The sequence below is a fragment of the Cupriavidus necator N-1 genome (genome assembly GCF_000219215.1).
Taxonomy (GTDB): Bacteria; Pseudomonadota; Gammaproteobacteria; order Burkholderiales; family Burkholderiaceae; genus Cupriavidus; species Cupriavidus necator.
Genome location: NC_015726.1, coordinates 617975 through 637145 on the forward strand (window position 1 = coordinate 617975; position 19171 = coordinate 637145).

The window sequence follows — 19171 nt, forward strand, 5'->3', positions numbered from 1 at the left end:
GTCTCTGCAAATCTAGACGGCAGCCGGCTGGTCCGGCGTGCCAGTACCACGGCGGCGCTGGCGCCAGGCCTTGACCTTCAGGCGCCAGCGGTCCAGCGTCAGGTAGACCACCGGCGTGGTGTACAGCGTCAGCAGCTGGCTTACCACCAGCCCGCCGACAATGGAGATGCCCAGCGGCGCGCGCAGCTCGGCGCCGTCGCCGCGGCCGATCGCCAGCGGCACCGCGCCCAGCAGCGCGGCCATGGTGGTCATCAGGATCGGGCGGAAACGCAGCAGGCAGGCGCGGTAGATCGCGTCGCGCGGCGACAGCCCCTCGCGCCGTTCGGCATCGATGGCAAAGTCGATCATCATGATCGCGTTCTTCTTGACGATGCCGATCAGCAGGATCACGCCGATCAGCGCGATGATGCTGAAGTCGGTCTTCGATGCCAGCAACGCCAGCAGCGCGCCCACGCCCGCCGAGGGCAGCGTCGACAGGATCGTCAGCGGGTGCACGTAGCTTTCATACAGCACGCCCAGCACGATATAGATCGTGATCAGCGCCGCCAGGATCAGGATCGGCTGGCTCTTTAGCGAGTCCTGGAACGCCTTGGCGCCGCCCTGGAAGTTGGCGCGCAGCGTCTCCGGCACGCCGATGCGCGCCATCTCGCGCGTTATAGCGTCGGTCGCCTGCGACAGCGATATGCCCTCGGCCAGGTTGAACGAGATCGTCGAGGCCGCGAACTGGCCCTGGTGGTTCACGCCCAGCGGCGTGCTGGTCGGGGTTACGCGCGCGAAGGCCGCCAGCGGCACGCGGTTGCCGTTGCCGGTGACCACGTAGATGTCCTTGAGCGCATCGGGCCCCTGCAGGTACTCCTGGCTCAGCTCCATCACCACGCGGTACTGGTTCAGCGGATGGTAGATGGTGGACACCAGCCGCTGGCCGAAGGCATCGTTGAGCACCGCATCCACCTGCTGCGCGGTCACGCCCAGGCGCGAGGCCGCGTCGCGGTCGATGATCACCGAGGTCTGCAGGCCCTTGTCGTTGGTATCGGTGTCGATATCCTCCAGCCCCTTCAGGTTCGACAACGCGGCGCGCACCTTGGGCTCCCACGCGCGCAGCACCTCCAGGTCGTCTGACTGCAGCGTGAACTGGTATTGCGAACTGCTCTGCCGCCCGCCGATGCGGATGTCCTGCACCGACTGCAGGAACAGGCTCGCGCCTGGCTCCTTGGCCAGCTTGCCGCGCAGCCTCGCGATGATCGCGTCGGCCGATTCCTTGCGCTCCGACAGCGGCTTGAGCGTGACGAACATCTGCCCGGTATTGCGCTGCGAGCCGCCGGTAAAGCCGGTCACGTTCTCCACCGCCGGATCCGACCGCACGATGGTGATGAAGTTGTCGAGCTTGCCGCGCATGGCCTGGAATGAGGTGGCCTGGTCGGCGCGGATAAAGCCGATCAGCCGGCCGGTGTCCTGCTGCGGGAAGAAGCCCTTGGGCACGATCACGTACAGGTACACGTTCAGCGCGATGGTGGCGATCAGCACCAGCCACACCAGCGGGCTGAAGCGCAGCGCCGTGGACAGCGAGCGCGCATAGCCGTCGTGCAGCCACTGGAACATGCGCTCGGTGGCGCGGAAGAAGCGGCTCTGCTTCTCCGGCTCGGGCGGGCGCAGCAGGCGCGCGCACATCATCGGCGTGGTGGTCAGCGACACCACCAGCGATACCAGGATCGCCACTGACAGCGTGATCGCGAACTCCTGGAACAGGCGGCCGACAATGCCGCCCATCATCAGCAGCGGGATGAATACTGCGATCAGCGACAGGCTCATCGACAGCACCGTGAAGCCCACTTCGCGCGCACCGCGCAGCGCGGCGGCGAGCGGCTTCATGCCTTCCTCGATATGGCGCGAGATGTTTTCCAGCACCACGATGGCATCGTCGACCACAAAGCCGGTGGCAATCGTCAGCGCCATCAGCGACAGGTTGTTCAGCGAGAACCCGGCCAGGTACATCACCGAGAACGTGCCGATCAGCGACACCGGCACCGCCACGCTGGGGATCAAGGTGGCGCGCACATTGCGCAGGAACACGAACACCACCATGATCACCAGCGCCACTGAGATCATCAGCGTGTGCTCGACCTCGCGCAGCGAGGCGCGGATGGTGGGCGTGCGGTCCATCATCACGTTCATCGAGATTGCCGCCGGGATCATCTTCTGCAGGTTCGGCAGCATCTCGTTGACGCGGTCGACGGTCTCGATGATGTTGGCGCCGGGCGAGCGGTTCAGCACCAGCAGCACCGACGGCTTGCCGTTGGCCGAACCGGCGTTGCGGATGTCCTGCACCGAGTCGACCACATTGGCCACGTCGTGCAGCCGCACCGGCACCGCGAACGAGTTGGGGCCGCTAGTGGCACTGGTGCCGCCGGTGGCGCCGCTGGTGATGGTGGTGGTGCCGCTGCTGGTGGTCAGCGTGGTCACGGTGACGCCGTTGATCACCTTGGTGCTGACGCCGCCGCTGGCGGCGGCGTTGGCGGTGCTGGCAATCAGCGCGCCCGCCGACGTCGACGAGAAGGTTCCTGGCGTGGCATAGCGGATGATCAGCGGCATGTAGTCTTCCGCCTTCATCGCCTGGTCGTTGGCATAGACCTGCCAGTTGTTGGCGGCGTTCTCCAGCGTGCCCAGCGGCCGGTTGGCATTGGTAGCGCTGATGGTGTTGCGCACGTCCTCCAGCGAGATGCCGTAGTGGTTCAGCGCGGTCGGGTTCAGCTCCACCCGCACCGCCGGCAGCGAGGCCCCGCCGATGGTGACCTGGCCCACGCCATCGACCTGTGACAGCTTCTGCGCCAGGATGGTCGAGGCCGCGTCATAGAGCTGCCCGCGCGTCATGGTCGGCGACGTCAGCGCGATGATCATGATCGGCGCGTCGGCCGGGTTGACCTTGCGGTAGGTCGGGTTGTTGGGCAGGCTGGTCGGCAGCGTCGCGCGCGAGGCGTTGATTGCCGCCTGCACGTCGCGCGCGGCGCCGTCGATATTGCGCGACAGGTCGAACTGCAGCGTCACGCGGGTGGAGCCGAGTGAGCTGCTCGACGTGATCTCGGTCACGCCGGCGATGGTGCCGAGCGCGCGCTCGAGCGGCGTGGCCACGGTGGCGGCCATCGTTTCCGGGCTCGCACCCGGCAGCGACGCCGATACCGAGATGGTCGGGAAATCCACCTGCGGCAGCGGCGACACCGGCAGCAGCCGCAGCGCGGCCAGTCCCGCCAGCAGGATGCCGAGCGTCAGCAGCGCGGTCGCGACGGGGCGGTGGATGAAGGCAGCCGAGAGATTCATCGTTACACCGGCTCCTCGCCGGTACCGCCTTCCTCCGGATCGCCGAAGCGCCGCTTGCGCCAGCCCTTCACGCGCGTGGCGATGCGGTCGAAGGCCAGGTAGATCACCGGCGTGGTGAACAGCGTCAGCACCTGGCTGACCAGCAGGCCGCCCACCATGGTCACGCCCAGCGGCCGGCGCAGCTCGCTGCCGATGCCCGAGCCCAGCATCAGCGGCAGCGCCGCCAGCAGGGCCGCCATGGTGGTCATCAGGATCGGGCGGAAGCGCAGCAGGCAGGCCTGGAAGATCGCGTCGCGCGGCTTCATGCCGCCCTCGCGCTCAGCCTCGAGCGCGAAGTCGATCATCATGATCGCGTTCTTCTTGACGATGCCGATCAGCAGGATGATGCCGATGATCGCGATGATGCCCAGGTCCTGGCCCGCCACCAGCAGCGCCAGCAGCGCGCCCACGCCGGCAGACGGCAGTGTCGACAGGATGGTGACCGGGTGGATGGTGCTTTCATACAGCACGCCCAGCACGATATACATCGTCACCACCGCGGCCAGGATCAGCCACAGCGTGTTCGACAGCGACGCGCGGAAGGCCAACGCGGCGCCCTGGAAGCTGGTCTGCATCGAGATCGGCAGGCCCAGTTCGTGTTCCACCTTGGTGATCTTGTCGACCGCGGCGCCCAGCGATTCGCCGTGCGCGAGGTTGAACGAGATCGTCGCCGCCGGGAACTGGCCCTGGTGGTTGACCACCAGCGGGCCGGTGCGCTCCGTGATGCGCGCAAACGAGCCCAGCGGCACTTGCCCGCCGGAAGAGGAGGGCAGGCGCAGGTCGGCCAGCGACTGCGGGTTCTTGCGGAATTCCGGCATGGTCTCCAGCACCACGCGGTACTGGCTCGCCTGCGTGAAGATGGTCGACACCAGCCGCTGGCCGAAGGCGCTGTACAGCGCGCTGTCGATCACCGCGGTGGTGATGCCGAAGCGCGCCGCGGCGTCGCGGTCGATATCGACATAGGCGCGCAGGCCGTTGTTCTGCTGGTCGCTGGTGACATCGCGCAGCTCGGGTTCCTGGCGCAGGCGTTCCACCAGTTTCGGCACCCATGTCGCCAGCGTCTCGGGATCCGGATCCTCCACGGTGAACTGGTACTGCGTGCGCGAGACCTTGTCCTCGATGGTCAGGTCCTGCACCGGCTGGGTGAACAGCGACACGCCGCCGAGGTCATGCACCGCCTGCTGCAGCCGCTGCGTGACCACCTCGATCGGATCGCGTTCGCCCTTGGGTTTGAGGTTGATCAGCATGCGCCCGGCGTTGAGCGTGGTGTTGGTGCCGTCCACGCCGATAAACGACGACAGGCTTGCCACGGCCGGGTCCTGCATCACCACCTTGGCCACGGCCTGCTGCCGGCGCGCCATGGCGTCGAACGAGGTGGTCTGGGCGGCTTCCGTAATACCCTGGATAACGCCGGTGTCCTGCACCGGGAAGAAGCCCTTGGGTACCAGCAGGTACAGCAGCACGGTCAGCACCAGCGTGGCTACGGCCACCACCAGCGTGGCCTTCTGGCGGTCCAGCACCCACTCCAGCGCGCGGCCGTAGCGGTCGATCACGTTGTCGAAGAAGCGGCCGCTGGCGCGGTGAAAGCGCGACAGCTTCTCTTCCGGCACATGGTGCAGCAGGCGCGCGCACATCATCGGCGTGAGCGTCAGCGACACCACCGCCGAGATCAGGATCGACACAGCAAGCGTGATCGCGAACTCGCGGAACAGGCGCCCGACCACATCGCCCATGAACAGCAGCGGGATCAGCACCGCCACCAGCGAGAAGGTCAGCGAGATGATGGTGAAGCCAATCTGCTTGGAACCCTTGAGCGCCGCCGCCATCGGCGAATCGCCTTTCTCGATGTAGCGCATGATGTTCTCGATCATCACGATCGCATCGTCAACCACGAAGCCGGTGGCAATCGTCAGCGCCATCAGCGTTAGGTTGTTGATCGAGAACCCGGCCAGGTACATCACGCCGAAGGTGCCCACCAGCGACAGCGGCACCGCCACGCCCGGGATGATGGTCGCCGGTATATTGCGCAGGAAAAGGAAGATCACCAGCACCACCAGCGCGATCGCCAGCAGCAGCTCGAACTGCACATCCTCGACCGAGGCGCGGATGGTGGTGGTGCGGTCGGTCAGTAGCTGCACGTGGACCGAGGCCGGCAGCGCGTTCTGCAGCTGCGGCAGCAGCGCCTTGATGCGGTCCACCACTTCGATCACGTTGGCGCCCGGCTGGCGCTGGATGTTCAGCACGATCGCGGGCTTGTCATTGGCCCAGGCCGCCAGGCGGCTGTTCTCGGGGCCGTCGACGATCTCGGCCACGTCGGTGATGCGGATCGGCGCGCCGTTCTTGTAGCCCAGGATGATCTGGCGATATTCGTCGGCCGAGCGCAGCTGGTCGTTGGCATCGATGGTGGAGGCGCGTGCCGGGCCATCGAAGCTGCCCTTGGCGCCGTTCACGTTGGAGGCGCCGATGGCGGTGCGCAGGTCGTCGATCGACATGCCCAGCGAGGCCAGCGCGGTCGGGTTGGCCTGGATGCGCACCGCGGGGCGCTGGCCGCCGCTGATGGTGACCAGGCCCACGCCCTGGATCTGCGAGATTCTCTGCGCCACGCGCGTGTCGACCATGTCCTGCAGCTTGGGCAGCGGCATGGTGTCCGAGGTCATGGCGATGGTCATGATCGGCGCGTCGGCCGGGTTGACCTTGCTGTAGACCGGCGGCATCGGCAGGTCGGATGGCAGCAGGTTGCTGCCGGCGTTGATGGCGGCCTGCACCTCCTGCTCGGCCACGTCCAGCGGCAGCGTCAGCTCGAACTGCAGCGTGATCACCGAGGCGCCGCCCGACGAGGACGACGACATCTGCTTCAGGCCCGGCATCTGGCCGAACTGGCGCTCCAGCGGCGCGGTCACCGACGAGGTCATCACGTCCGGGCTGGCGCCGGGGTAGAGCGTGGTGACCTGGATGGTCGGGTAGTCGACCTCGGGCAGCGCCGACAGTGGCAGCAGCCGGTACGCCACCAGCCCGGACAGCAGGATGGCCAGCATCAGCAGCGCCGTGGCGACCGGGCGCTCGATGAAGAGGCGTGAGGGGTTCATGCGGTGTCCTTACTGCTGCGCGCCGCTGGCGGGCGGGGCGCTGGCGCCGGCGTCGCGGTGGCGGCGATGTTCGCCGGCCGCGCCGGAAGCTGCGGCCCGCTGGCGTCGGCGTGCGCGCCGCTGGCACCGCCGCCGTCCCGGTTGCGTCGGCCGCGCCCGCGCGGCTGGCTGGCCGGCACCACCGCGGCGGCGCGCGCGGCCGGATCGACGGCCTCCACCGTCATGCCTTCCTTGAGGCGGTCGGCGCCGTCCACCACCACGCGCTGGCCGGGCTCCAGGCCCTTGAGCACGGCGTTGCGGCTGCCGTCGCCCGGGCCGAGCGTGACCACCTGCACCTTGACCTTGCTGGCCTCGTCCACGGTGTAGACAAAGGTACCCTGCTGGCCGCGCTGGATTGCGGCCACCGGGATCACGGTGGCGTCCCTGAGGGTATCGACGCGCGTGCGCACGTTGACGAACTGGTTGGGGAACAGCATGCCGTCTTCATTGGGGAAGACCGCCTTGAGCTTGACCGTGCCGGTGGTGGTGTCGATCTGGTTGTCGATGGTCAGCAGCGTGCCTTCGCCCAGCTGGTTGCGCACCTGGCGGTCCCAGGCCTGCACCGGCAGCTTTTCGCCGGCGTTGAGCTTCTTCAGCACCGAGGGCAGGTTGTCCTCGGGGATGGTGTACATCACGGCAATCGGCTGGATCTGCGTGATCAGCGCGATGCCGTTGGTGTCGCCGGTATTGACGATATTGCCCGGGTCGACCTGGCGCAGGCCGATGCGGCCCGACACCGGCGCCACGATCCTGGTGTAGCCCAGCTGCAGGCGCGCGTTGGCGACATTGCCCTGGTCGGTCTTGACCACGCCCTCGTACTGGCGCACCAGCGCGTCCTGGGTATCGACCTGCTGCTTGGAGATCGAGTCCTGGCCCAGCAGGGTGCGGTAGCGCTGCTGGTCCAGCCTGGCGTTCTGCAGCAGCGCCTGGTCGCGCGCCAGCTGGCCCACGGCCTGGTCCAGCGCGGCCTGGAACGGGCGCGGGTCGATCTCGGCCAGCACGTCGCCGGCCCTGACCATCTGGCCTTCCTTGAACAGCACCTTGAGCAGCGGGCCGGACACCTGCGCGCGCACGGTGACGTTGGACACCGGGGTCACATTGCCCAGGCCATTGAGCACCACGTCCATATCGCGCTTCGCCACGGTGGCGACCACCACGGGCGAGCGCGGCATGCCGGGGCCACCGGCGCCACCCCGCGCGCCCGGGCCGCTGGCACCCCGCTGCGCGCCTGCCGCCCCGGTCGCCTCCTGCGGCGCCTGGCCGCGATGGGCATACCAGTACCAGGCGCCCCCCGCGAGCAGCACCACCAGCACGCCGGCGGTCAGCCGGCGCCGGCCGGTGCGCCGCGGCGGAGTGCCCTCGGGCGGACGCGAAGACGGAGTCGGGGTGGGGGTAGGCTGGCCTTGTTCGGGGTTGGACATGTCCGCAAATCCTGGGGGCGGCGCGCGCGGCGCGCCGGCAATGTTCGGTCTGGCAAGTGACGATGCAGCAGTATGCCGCAACGCCACGGGCGCCGGCCTGCCGCGTGGGAGGGCACGCCGCGGGGTGGCCGGCAGGCCGGCAAGTGCCGTGTGGCGCGCAATGCGGCGGCGCCGGTGGCACGTCATGCCGCAAGGATAATGTGCGGGCCCGGACGCCCGTATTTCGGCGCCCGGCGCTTTTATTACAGCGGATTACCAGCGCCCCGGGTGTAACCTCCGGAAACAAAACCGCCCGGCCAAACCGGCATGTGTGGCGCCGGGGCTGACTATCATGTGCCTATGCGAACGAACCAGCCTACCCAGATCCTCGTCGTCGACGACGATCCCGAACTTCGCGACCTGCTGCGCGAGTACCTGACCCAGCAGGGTTTTGCCGTCTCGGTGATGCATGACGGCGACGGCCTGCAGGCGCGCCTGGAGCGCGAGCGCCCCGCGCTGATCGTGCTGGACCTGATGATGCCCAAGGTCGACGGCCTGACCGCGCTGCGCAACCTGCGCGCCAAGAACGACGATATCCCGGTGATCCTGCTCACGGCCCGCAGCGACGAGATCGACCGCATCGTCGGGCTTGAGATCGGCGCCGACGACTACCTTGGCAAGCCGTTTTCGCCGCGCGAACTGCTGGCGCGCATCAATGCCGTGCTGCGGCGCAAGCTGGCGCGCCCGGCGGCGGCGCCCGAAGACCGCGAATCGGTCGCCTTCGGCCCGTTCCGCGTCAATTTCCGCCAGCGCACGCTGACCCGTGCCGGCCAGACGCTGTCGATCAGCGATACCGAGTTTGCGCTGCTCAAGCTGCTGCTGATGCATCCGCTCGAAGTGCTGTCGCGCGAGCGCATCGTCGAACTGATGTACGGCAGCGCCAGCGGCATTAGCGACCGCGGCATCGACGTGCAGATCTGGCGCTTGCGCCGGCTGCTCGATGAAGACGCGCAGCGCCCGCGCTATATCCAGACGGTGCGCGGACGCGGCTATACCTTCGTGCCCGACGAAGCGGAAGAGATGTCCGCGGGGCTCCCCGAATAATGGCCGCGGCGCCCGTCCCCTGGCGCCGCTTGCCACCAGATCCTGCTTTGCGATGAAGTTGCGACGTATCGACACCCTGTTCGGCCGCATTGCGCTGCTGATCGCCGCCGTGCTTGTGATCAGCCATTTCTCATGGCTGGCCATCCTGCGCATGGACCGCCGCCAGCAGCAGGTGGACTATTCCGTCGAGCAGATGCTGTTCCAGCTCGACAGCATCGAGCGCGCGCTCGACGCGCGTCCGCCGGCGAAGCTGCCCAGCCTGGTGGAGACGGCCAACACGGCCGACGCCGAAGAGCATGCCACCGTGCCCAAGGGCGGGCGCTCGCGCCGGCTGGTCGAGCAGTTCATCGGCAGGCTGCCGCAGGGCACCGAGATCCGGCTGGAGGACGAAACTACGCCGCGCATCTGGATCAAGCTGCCCAGCCGCGCCCGCTGGATCGCCATGCCGATCCTGTGGGTCCACAATCCGCCGCCCGACAACCGGCTGGTGCCTGGGGTGATGCTGGTGGTGGGCGTGGCCATCATCTTTGCCGTGCTGATCGCCTGGCAGATTCAGCGGCCGGTGCGCGACATGGCCAATGCGGCAGAGCTGCTGTCGCGCCAGCACGCCGTGCCGCCGCTGCGCGAGCGCGGCCCGCATGAGCTGCGCCAGCTGATCGAGCGTTTCAACCGCATGGTGGCCGACCTGGCGCGCATCGACCAGGAGCGCAACACCATGCTGGCCGGCATCGCGCATGACCTGAAGACACCGCTGGCGCGGCTGCGCCTGCGCGCCGAGATGCTGGCCGATCCCAAGGCCGCCGCGGGTGTGACGCGCGACGTGGAGTCCATGTCGGCCATCGTCGAACAGTTCCTGAGCTTCGCGCAGACCAGCGAGTCGACCGCGCGGCCGGTGCCGGTGGACCGGCGCGTCAATGAGCTGGCCGCGTCGCTGGCCGAGCAGGAGCGCCAGGTGGTGCTGTCGCTGGGCGCGGGCGAGGGCTTCCGCATGATCGCCACGCAGCTGGACCGCATCGTCGGCAACCTGGTCGACAACGCCTACGCCTATGGCAAGCCGCCGGTGTGCATTGCGACCGCGCGCACGCCGGAGGGTTACCTGCTGGTGGTGGAGGACCAGGGCGCCGGCATTCCCGAGGATGACAAGGATCGCGCCACGCTGCCCTTTGTGCGGCTGGACCCGGCTCGGGGCGGCAATGCGCATTCCGGGCTGGGGCTGGCGATCGTGGACCGGCTGGTGCGGCAGGCGGGCGGGAAGCTGAACCTGGTGAATGCCGACGGCGGCGGGTTCCGGGTGGAGATGCTGTTTGGGGCAGCCGAGGCCTGAGCCGGCGTCAGGGCTGCCCAGGCTGTTTTCAGACCTTCTTCTTCTCGCCGATCCGGCTTTCCTTGCCGGCCAGCAGCTTCGCAATATTCTGCCGGTGCCGCGCAATCAGCAGCACGCTGATCACGAAGATCGCCCCCGTCATCACATCCACGCCGTTCATCAGCACATGGAAGAACGGCGCGAAGATCGCCGCCACCAGCGCCGCCAGCGACGAGTAGCGGAAGAAGAACGCGATGACCAGCCACGTGGCCAGCGTGCCCAGGCCCAGGATCGGGTCGATGGCCAGCAGGATCCCGGCCGCAGTGGCCACGCCCTTGCCGCCGGCAAAGCGGTGGTACACCGGGAACAGGTGTCCCAGGAAGACTGCCAGCGCCACCATGGCCAGTCCGGTTTCGTTCAGCCCGTAGGCCGGCCCGAAGCGCGCGGCCAGCCATACCGCCAGCCAGCCCTTCAGGGCATCGCCGATCAGCGTCAGGATGGCGGCCTTCTTGTTGCCGGTGCGCAGCACGTTGGTGGCGCCGGGATTGCCGGAGCCATAGGAGTGCGGGTCCGGCAATCCCATCAGCTTGCTGACGACTACAGCGAAGGAAACGGAGCCGATCAGGTAGGCGGCAAGGGCGAAAAGCAGATTGGCCATGTGTAGTGGGGTGTTTTCAGGCTGGCGCGATTGTAGCGCGGCAGGGGCCTCGCTACGTCCGTGACTTCCCGGATTGGCATCGAAGCGTCCCTCGGTTTGCGCGGGGGCGCCCGGTCATGTGCTCAGTCAGGCAGTGCGCATTGCACCGGCTGGGCGTCCACCAGCGTGGCCAGCAGCGTCGGGTCCAGGCTGACCAGGTAGCCGCGGCGCCCGCCGTTGATATAGATGCGCGCCAGCTCCAGCACGGTCGCTTCCACGTAGACCGGCATGCGCTTGCGCGTGCCGAAGGGCGAGGTGCCGCCCACCATGTAGCCGCTGTGGCGCTGCGCCACCTCGGGCTTGCACGGCTGCACGCTCTTGCGGCCGGCCTGGCGCGCCAGGTTCTTGGTCGAGACCGAGCAGTCGCCGTGCATCAGCACCACCAGCGGCTGCGCGCGCTCGTCTTCCATGATCAGGGTCTTGATCACATCGTGCTCGGGAACGCCCAGCTGGCGCGCCGATTCGCCGGTGCCGCCGTGCTCGAAATAGTCATACGGATGCTCGCCGAAGGCGACGCCATGCTTGCGCAGGTACTGCGTGGCGGGGGTTTCTGATACGTGCCTGGTCTTGCTCATGACAGTGGTCGCTGCCCGCTTGCTCAGCCGCGCGGATGGTGCTGCTGGTGCAGCTCGCGCAAGCGTTCGCGGGCGACGTGCGTATAGATCTGGGTGGTGGAAATATCGGCGTGGCCCAGCAGCAGCTGCACCACGCGCAGGTCGGCGCCGTGGTTGAGCAGGTGCGTGGCAAAGGCGTGGCGCAGCGTGTGCGGCGACAGCGGCGCGTGCACGCCGGCATCGCGCGCATGGCGCTTGATCAGGTGCCAGAACGCCTGCCGCGTCATGCCTTCGCCGCGCTGCGTGACAAAGAGCGCGTCGCAGGCGCGCCCGGCCAGCAGCGCGGGGCGCGCACTGGCCAGGTAACGGCGCAGCCAGTCGCCGGCCTGCTGGCCGAACGGCACCAGCCGCTCCTTGTCGCCCTTGCCGCCGACCACGCGCGCCACGCCTTCGTTCAGGCCGATCTCGATGGTCTTCATCTGCGTGAGCTCCGACACGCGCAGCCCGCTGGCGTACATCAGCTCCAGCATGGTGCGGTCGCGCAGCCCCAGCGGCGTGTTGGTGTCGGGCGCTTCGAGCAGCGCGTCGACCTGGGACTCGGTCAGGGTCTTGGGGTAGCGCGGCGGCTGCTTGGCGGGGCGCAGCAGCAGGCAGGGGTCGGCTTCGACCAGGTGTTCGCGCAGCGCCCACTGGTAGAAGCGGCGGAACACCGCCAGGCGCCGGTTGGCCGACGAGGCGCGGGTCTGCGTGTGGCGCGCGTTGAAGTAGGCCGACAGCGCGCCGTCGTCCGCGCCCAGCAACTCGCCGCGGTGCTCATGCTGCAGCCAGCGCGCCAGCAGTGTCAGGTCGCGCCGGTAGGCATCGATGGTGTTGCGCGAGAGGCCGTCTTCCAGCCATAGCGCGTCGCAGAAGCGGCTGACCAGTGCCACGTCGGCGTCGCTGGGCGCGGCGGCGATGTCAGGTGGCTGGGCGGCGCCGCTCATATCAGCATGGCGCCCTCATGGCGCAGCAGCCAGCGTTTGACGTCGAGGTAGAAGCCGTCTTCGGCATGGTGCGAGAAGCCGCCGATGCCGCGCGCCGAGACCACGCGATGGCAGGGGATCACGATCGGGAAAGGGTTCTGCCCGCAGGCTTGGCCCACGGCCCGCGGCATCGCGCCGATGGCCTCGGCGATGGTGCCATAGGTGGTCACCGCGCCGCGCGGCACTGCGCTGATGGCCTGCCACACGCGCTGCTGGAAATCGCTGCCGGCCGGGGCCAGCGGCAGGTCGAAGGCGGCGTCGGGATTGGCGTAGTAGGCCTCCAGCTGCTGCGCGAGCTGTTGCGTCAGCGCGTCCGCCGGGGCGCGCGTCTCGACGTGCTCGGGAAGATACACGATGGCCCGGATGCGCGCGCCGTCCGTGCGCACCCCGATCTTGCCGAAGGGGGCGGTGAGGATGGCGTCATAGGTGGCGGGCATGGCGGTCAGGCTGGGGCGAATGCTGGATTTTAGTGCTTTTTGGCGCGGGCAAGAAAAAAGGGCCGCCTCGCGGCGGCCCTTTGCGGGTGGCGTCACACCAGCCGGATCATTGCTCCAGCTTGATGTTCTGCACCTTCACAAGATTCTTCATCTTGTCGAATTCCTTCTTGATCTCGGCCGCATGCTGCGCCGGCGTGTTGCCCGACGGCTCGGCGCCGGCAGTGCGCAGGCGCTGCTGGAAGTCCTTGTCCTGCAGGGCCTTGACGGCGGCTTCGTTGAGCTTCTTGATGACGTCGTCAGGCGTGCCGGCCGGTGCCACCAGGCCGTACCAGGCCGGGTCGTTCGGCTCCTTCAGGCCCATTTCGCCGAAGGTCGGCACGTTGGGCATGGATTCCAGGCGCTTGTTCCAGGCCACCACGATCGGGCGCAGCTTGCCGGCCTTGATGTAGGGGATCGAAGAGGGCAGGTTGTCGACCATGATCGGCACCTGGCCGGCCAGCACGTCGTTCAGCGCCGGGCCCGCGCCGCGGTACGGGATATGGACCATGAAGGTCTTGGTCGAGACCTTGAACTGCTCGCCCAGCATGTGGCCGAAGCCGCAGGTGCCCGACGAGGCGTACGAATACTTGCCCGGGTTGGCCTTCAGCACGGCCAGGAACTCCTTGTAGTCCTTGGCCGGGAAGTTCGGGTTCACGGCGATCACGTTGGCCACGTTGGCCAGGTTGGTGATGGGCTTGAAGTCCTTGATCGGGTCGTACGACAGCTTGGGGTTGCAGGCCGGGTTCACGGCCATGGTCGAGACCGTGGAGATGCCGATGGTGTAGCCGTCCGGCGCGGCCTTGGCGATCGCGTCGGCACCGATCGAACCACCCCCGCCGGCGCGGTTCTCCACCACTACGGGCTGGCCCAGGATGCGGCTCATCTGGTCCGCGGCGCCGCGGCCGACGATGTCGGTGGTGCCGCCGGGTGCGAACGGAATGATCAGTCGGATCGGCTTGGTGGGGTAGCTCTGCGCCTGCGCCGCGGTGGCGGCGGCGGCCAGGGCCAGGGTCAGTGCGAGTTTGCCAGCTTGCATGAGATCATGTCTCCCGTCAGGAAATCCGGGCAGGATGCCGCCCGGAAGCAAAAAAACCGTCGCAGTGCCACAGGTGGGGCCGTGCGCCGGCAGCGTAATTGTGTCAGCCGCCCAGCAGCCCGCGCTTGACCTCGGCGTCGACCGGGCGCTCGCCCAGGAAGACCCGCAGCACGGCCTGGTAGAAGTCTTCGCCAGGGATCGGCCGGCCGCGAGGTGTGCCGTTGATGGCGACGACGGTCCCCGTCTGCGGGGAAAAATCCAGGTTGATCACGTCGCCCTTGTGCGCGGTGCCGACCTCGCCCAGGGTGCGCTCGAACTGTACCAGCCGCGTGGCCAGTTCCTGCATCTGCTGCTCGCTGTGGTTGTTGCGGATGCCCTGGCGGATGGCGCGCATGAGGGCCGGCGGTTCGGCCTCGCGCAGCATGCGCAACTGCAGCCGCTTGGTGCCGGGCGTGCCCAGCACCAGGGCCGCGTTGCGGGCCCTCTCCTGCAGGTACAGGGCGGCCACGTAGCCCTTGGCCAGGAAGCCCGCGCGCAGGGCGGTGCCGTTGAGCTGCAGTTCCTTGCCGCCCACGCGTGCCGCATCGTCAAAACGTATCCCTTCGATCTCCACCGAGCGCGCCGGCATGGGCACGGCGCCCGCGGCCGTGGCGGCGCACAGCGCCACCAGCACGGCGGCCAGGCGCAGGCAGCGGCCCGGGTGCAGACCAGGGCGGAAGGGGGCTCGGAGGTGGGTGTCCGGGCGCGGCGGCGCGGACCGGGTGCGGGACAACATGGCGGCAGGCGTACAACTTGGCATGCCATGCTGGCCTAAATCTGGAAAAATACCTATCCGTATCTGCCCTAGTCTGCACATTCCGGTTTTTTGCCGTTATCCACCCCCGCCGCCGCCGCTGCAATCCCGCGCGACGGCCCGCAGGGCAGCTGCCGCGTCATGCCACCGCCACTACAACAACGATAAATGTCTTCTGCTCTCCTGCTGGTCCCGGACTTCAGCCTGATCCTCATCGGCTGGCTGCTGGTGCGCTATACCCCGTTCGACCGTGCCTTCTGGGGCGGCGTGGAGCGCCTGGTCTACTTCGTGCTGTTCCCGGCGCTGCTGCTGCAGTCGACCAATACCGCGGTGCTGGATTTCTCCTCGACCTCGGCCATGCTGGGGCTGGCGCTGCTGGTGATGGCCACCGGCATGGCCGGCGGCTACGCCGTTAAATGGGTGTTGCGCCCGGACGCGCTGAGCTTTGCCTCGGGCCTGCAGACCGCGTTCCGCTTCAATTCCTATATCGGGCTGGCGCTGGCATCGCGCCTGGGCGGCTCCGAGGGGCTGGCGCTGATGGCGGTGATCGTCGGCTGCACGGTGCCGCTGTGCAACGTGGCGGCGGTGTGGGCGCTGGCGCGGCACGGCCAGACCGCGCTGTGGAAGGAGCTGGCGCGCAACCCGCTGATCCTGGCCACCGCCGGCGGCCTGCTCACCAACCTGATGGGGCTGCATGCGCCCGAGGTGCTGGGCATGACACTGAACCGACTGGGCTCGGCCTCGACCGCGCTGGGGCTGATGACGGTGGGCGCCGGGCTGCAGATGAGCGGCGCCACCGGCACTGCGGGGCCGGTGGCCTGGTGGACCGGGGTCAAGCTGCTGGCGATGCCGTGCGTGGCCTGGCTGGTGGGGCGTCACCTGCCGCTGACCGCGCTGCAGTACCAGATCGTGGTGCTGTATGCCTCGCTGCCCACGGCCTCCAGCGCCTATATCCTGGCGGTGCGCATGGGCGGTAACGGGCCGATGGTGGCAGCGACGATTTCGCTGATGACGGTGGCGGCGATCGTGACCACGCCGCTGTGGCTGGCGCTGGTCAGCTAGCGCCTGGCGGCGGGCCGTCCTGGGCAAGGGCCCAGTCGATATGCTCGCGCACCAGCGGCGTGGCGCTCTCGCGCCGCTCCAGCAGCGCTGCGCGGATGCGCGCGGCCAGGGCAGCATCTTCGGCGCGCGTGCCCGACCGCGCCGCGCGCAGGCTGTTGCCCAGCCCCACCGCCAGGTTGCGCAGCCAGCGCTCATGGCCGATGCGGCGGATCGGGCTGCCTTCGAGCCGCTGGTTGAATTCCGCTTCGGTCCACTGGAACAGCGCCACCATGTCTGGCGCGTCCAACCCGTTGCGCACGTCGAAGTCCGGCACCATGGCCACATGCGCGAACTTGTTCCACGGGCAGGCGAGCTGGCAGTCGTCGCAGCCATAGACGCGGTTGCCCATGGGCGCGCGGAACTCCACCGGGATCGGGCCCTTGTGCTCGATGGTCAGGTAGGAGATGCAGCGGCGCGCATCCAGCCGGTACGGCGCCAGGATGGCACGCGTGGGGCAGATGTCCAGGCAGCGGTGGCAGTTGCCGCAGTGGCCGGACTCGGGCGCGTCGGCCGGCAGCGGGATGTCGACCAGGATCTCGCCCAGGAAGAACATCGAGCCGCCGTCGCGGTCCAGCAGCAGCGTATGCTTGCCGCGCCAGCCGAGCCCGCCCTGGCTGGCCAGCGCCACTTCCATGACGGGTGCGGAATCGGTAAAGACGCGGTAGCCGAATTTTCCGATTTCGGCTTCGATCCGGCTGGCCAGTTGCTGCAGGCGGCTGCGCAGCACCTTGTGATAATCGCGTCCGCGCGCATACAGCGACACCACCGCGGTGGCCGGATCGTCCAGCCGCGCCAGCTCGTGGCGGCGCCAGTCTGTGGCGCCGGCCTGGGCGCCGGCGGCCGGAATGTAAGGCATCCGCGCCACGATCGCGCGCACGGTGCCGGGCACCAGTTCGGCCGGCCGGGCGCGCCGCAGGCCGTGGTTCGCCATATAATCCATGTCGCCGTGGTAGCCCTGCGCCAGCCACGCCATCAGCCCCGGCTCGGCATGACTGAGGTCGACATCGGCGATGCGCACGGAGGCAAAGCCCAGTTCCGCGCCCCATGTGCGGATCGACGCGGCCAGTGCCGCAAGTTCCCCGGGTCCCGCGGCCAGGTGGCCGGGGGTGCCGGAAACGGGGGTAGGTGGCGCATCTGCCTGCCCTGGGGCGACTCGGTCGATCATCCCTGAATTGTACGCAATGCCCTTGCTCGAAGAACGCACCCTGACGCTGCCCGACGAAGCCGCCACCGCGCGCCTGGGCGCCGCGCTGGCCGCCACCGTGCAGGCCATGCCGCCGCACACGGTGCATGTGCAGCTGTCCGGCGACCTGGGCGCCGGCAAGACCACGCTGACGCGCGCGATCCTGCGCGCACTCGGCCATGCGGGCAAGGTCCGCAGCCCCACCTACACGCTGTGCGAGCCCTACGAGGTGGCCCGCGCCGACGGCTCGCCGCTGACCGTCTACCACTTCGACCTGTACCGCTTTGCCGACCCCGAAGAGTGGATCGACGCGGGTTTTCGCGACTGCTTCGCCGAACCGGCTTTCAACCTGGTCGAGTGGCCGGAGAAGGCCGGCCGCCTGCTCGGGGAACCGGATCTCCATATGTTGCTCCAATCGGACATGGCCGGGGCGGATGACGCCGGCGAGCGGCGGATCGCGACGATGCGCGCCTATACTCACACTGGACTTACCCTGCTGAACGCATGCTGATCAAGCGACTTGCCACTGACCGCCCCGATGGACCCGACGGCCTGCTGCAGGCGCGCCGCAAATGGATGGCGCAGGCACTGAAGCTGGGCGCGGGCACGGCCGTGCTGACCCTGGTCGGCCCGCAGATCGCGTTTGGCGCCGGCATCGTCGCGGTGCGCGTGTGGCCGGCCGAGGACTACACCCGCGTCACCATCGAATCCGATGCCCCGCTGGCCGCCGTGCACCAGATGATCCGCGACCCCGACCGGCTGGTGGTGGACATCGACGGCCTGGACCTGTCGCCCACGCTGCGCGAGCTGGTGGCCAAGATCACCCCGAACGACCCCTATATCCAGACCGTGCGCGTCGGCCAGAACCGCCCGCGCGTGGTCCGCATGGTGTTCGACCTGAAGGAAAACGTGGCGCCGCAGGTGTTCACGCTGGCGCCGATCGGCACCTACCGCAACCGGCTGGTGTTTGACCTGTACCCGGTCAATCCGCCCGATCCGCTGTGGAAGCTGGTGCGCGACACCGAGGAAAAGCAGCGCCGCTTCGCCACCTCGGATCCGGCGCCGGGCAACGATGGCATCGCCGGCGCGCCGGCTGGTGCCGAGGAAGACGCGATCGGCGCGCTGGTGCGCCGCTTTGACGAGAAGGGCGAGGTGCCGCCCACCACCGCGCCGCTGCCGCCGCCGGTGGCCTCGGCCCGGCCCAGGCCGTCCGCACCGCCGGTGCCGAGCCCCAATGCCCCGGTGGTGCCGCCGGTCGCACGCGACAATCCCACCGCCGAACGGCCCTTCAAGATGCGCCGCCTGCTGACCGTGGCGATCGATCCCGGCCACGGCGGCGAAGACCCCGGCGCGATCGGCGCCGCCGGCTCGCGCGAGAAGGACGTGGTGCTGCAGATCGCGCACCGCCTGCGCGCCAAGATCGATGCGCAGCCCAATATGCGCGCGATGATGACGCGCGACGCCGACTTCTTCGTGCCGCTGAACGTGCGCGTGCAGAAGGCGCGCCGGGTGCAGGCCGACCTGTTTGTATCGATCCACGCCGATGCCTTCCTCTCGCCCGAGGCGCGCGGTGCGTCAGTGTTCGCGCTGTCCGAGCGCGGTGCGTCCAGTACCGCGGCACGCTGGCTGGCCAACAAGGAAAACGCAGCCGACCTGATCGGCGGCGCCAATATGGGCAACAAGGATGCGCAGGTCGCGCGCGTGCTGCTGGACCTGTCCACCACCGCGCAGATCAACGACAGCCTGCAGGTCGGCAAGGCCGTGCTGGGCGAGATCGGTGGCATCAACAAGCTGCACAAGGGCAGCGTGGAGCAGGCCGGGTTTGCGGTGCTGAAGGCCCCGGATATTCCGTCGATCCTGATCGAGACGGCCTTCATCAGCAATCCGGAAGAAGAGCGCAAGCTCAACGACAACGCACACCAGGAGCAGCTGGCCAATGCGATCCTGAAGGGGATCCGGTCCTACTTCGCGCGCAATCCACCGCTGTCGAAAAATCCGTCCGTGTGAATCTGGCGGGCACAAAGAA

General features: G+C 68.4%; 15 protein-coding genes. 5 read left to right on the top strand and 10 right to left on the bottom strand.

Annotated features, from left to right (window positions below; translation table 11 throughout):
- Positions 1-12 precede the first annotated feature (12 nt).
- From CNE_RS03000 to CNE_RS03010, 3 genes are read right to left on the bottom strand one after another with little or no spacing between them, the layout of a single operon-like run.
- Positions 13-3312, bottom strand: a complete 3300-nt coding sequence (locus CNE_RS03000) for an efflux RND transporter permease subunit (protein WP_013955662.1) — start codon at positions 3310-3312, stop codon at positions 13-15.
- Between the two features lie 2 nt (positions 3313-3314).
- A complete protein-coding gene (locus CNE_RS03005; protein ID WP_013955663.1) occupies positions 3315-6437 on the bottom strand; it encodes an MdtB/MuxB family multidrug efflux RND transporter permease subunit in 3123 nt (1040 codons plus the stop codon).
- A complete protein-coding gene (locus CNE_RS03010) occupies positions 6434-7897 on the bottom strand; it encodes an MdtA/MuxA family multidrug efflux RND transporter periplasmic adaptor subunit (RefSeq protein WP_013955664.1) in 1464 nt (487 codons plus the stop codon). The genes CNE_RS03005 and CNE_RS03010 overlap by 4 nt, the downstream gene beginning before the upstream one ends.
- Positions 7898-8236: 339 nt before the next feature.
- On the opposite strand from CNE_RS03010, the gene CNE_RS03015 reads away from it, so the two are divergent.
- Together CNE_RS03015 and CNE_RS03020 are read left to right on the top strand one after the other, a co-directional pair.
- Complete coding sequence (locus CNE_RS03015; protein ID WP_013955665.1) at positions 8237-8980, top strand: response regulator; 744 nt, start codon at positions 8237-8239, stop codon at positions 8978-8980.
- 52 nt (positions 8981-9032) lie between these two features.
- Positions 9033-10304, top strand: coding sequence for an ATP-binding protein (locus tag CNE_RS03020; RefSeq protein WP_013955666.1), 1272 nt, complete (start codon positions 9033-9035; stop codon positions 10302-10304).
- 28 nt (positions 10305-10332) lie between these two features.
- On the opposite strand, the gene plsY is transcribed toward CNE_RS03020, so the two are convergent.
- The 6 genes from plsY to CNE_RS03050 form a co-directional block, all read right to left on the bottom strand.
- On the bottom strand, positions 10333-10941 hold the full coding sequence (gene plsY, locus CNE_RS03025) for a glycerol-3-phosphate 1-O-acyltransferase PlsY (protein ID WP_013955667.1): 609 nt from the start codon (positions 10939-10941) through the stop codon (positions 10333-10335).
- A gap of 122 nt (positions 10942-11063) precedes the next feature.
- Positions 11064-11555: an aminoacyl-tRNA deacylase gene (locus CNE_RS03030; protein ID WP_013955668.1), complete on the bottom strand. Its 492-nt coding sequence runs from the start codon at positions 11553-11555 to the stop codon at positions 11064-11066.
- Between the two features lie 23 nt (positions 11556-11578).
- Complete coding sequence (xerD, locus tag CNE_RS03035) at positions 11579-12517, bottom strand: site-specific tyrosine recombinase XerD (protein ID WP_013955669.1); 939 nt, start codon at positions 12515-12517, stop codon at positions 11579-11581.
- Positions 12514-12993: a methylated-DNA--[protein]-cysteine S-methyltransferase gene (locus CNE_RS03040; protein WP_013955670.1), complete on the bottom strand. Its 480-nt coding sequence runs from the start codon at positions 12991-12993 to the stop codon at positions 12514-12516. The genes xerD and CNE_RS03040 overlap by 4 nt, the downstream gene beginning before the upstream one ends.
- Before the next feature lie 106 nt (positions 12994-13099).
- Entirely contained in the window at positions 13100-14068 is a 969-nt protein-coding gene (locus CNE_RS03045) for a tripartite tricarboxylate transporter substrate binding protein BugE (RefSeq protein WP_013955671.1), read from the bottom strand.
- Positions 14069-14171: 103 nt separating this feature from the next.
- Complete coding sequence (locus tag CNE_RS03050) at positions 14172-14843, bottom strand: chalcone isomerase family protein (RefSeq protein WP_228772607.1); 672 nt, start codon at positions 14841-14843, stop codon at positions 14172-14174.
- A gap of 186 nt (positions 14844-15029) precedes the next feature.
- On the opposite strand from CNE_RS03050, the gene CNE_RS03055 reads away from it, so the two are divergent.
- Positions 15030-15923 carry an AEC family transporter gene (locus tag CNE_RS03055; protein WP_010812244.1) on the top strand — a complete coding sequence of 298 codons (894 nt, stop codon included), beginning with the start codon at positions 15030-15032 and terminating at the stop codon, positions 15921-15923.
- On the opposite strand, the gene queG is transcribed toward CNE_RS03055, so the two are convergent.
- Complete coding sequence (queG, locus tag CNE_RS03060; RefSeq protein ID WP_041227760.1) at positions 15916-17127, bottom strand: tRNA epoxyqueuosine(34) reductase QueG; 1212 nt, start codon at positions 17125-17127, stop codon at positions 15916-15918. The genes CNE_RS03055 and queG overlap by 8 nt on opposite strands.
- A 16-nt stretch (positions 17128-17143) precedes the next feature.
- Between queG and tsaE the strand changes: the two genes are divergently transcribed.
- Positions 17144-17656, top strand: coding sequence for a tRNA (adenosine(37)-N6)-threonylcarbamoyltransferase complex ATPase subunit type 1 TsaE (gene tsaE, locus CNE_RS03065; RefSeq protein WP_013955673.1), 513 nt, complete (start codon positions 17144-17146; stop codon positions 17654-17656).
- On the top strand, positions 17650-19152 hold the full coding sequence (locus CNE_RS03070; RefSeq protein ID WP_013955675.1) for an N-acetylmuramoyl-L-alanine amidase: 1503 nt from the start codon (positions 17650-17652) through the stop codon (positions 19150-19152). Before tsaE ends, CNE_RS03070 begins: the two co-directional genes overlap by 7 nt.
- Positions 19153-19171 lie beyond the last annotated feature (19 nt).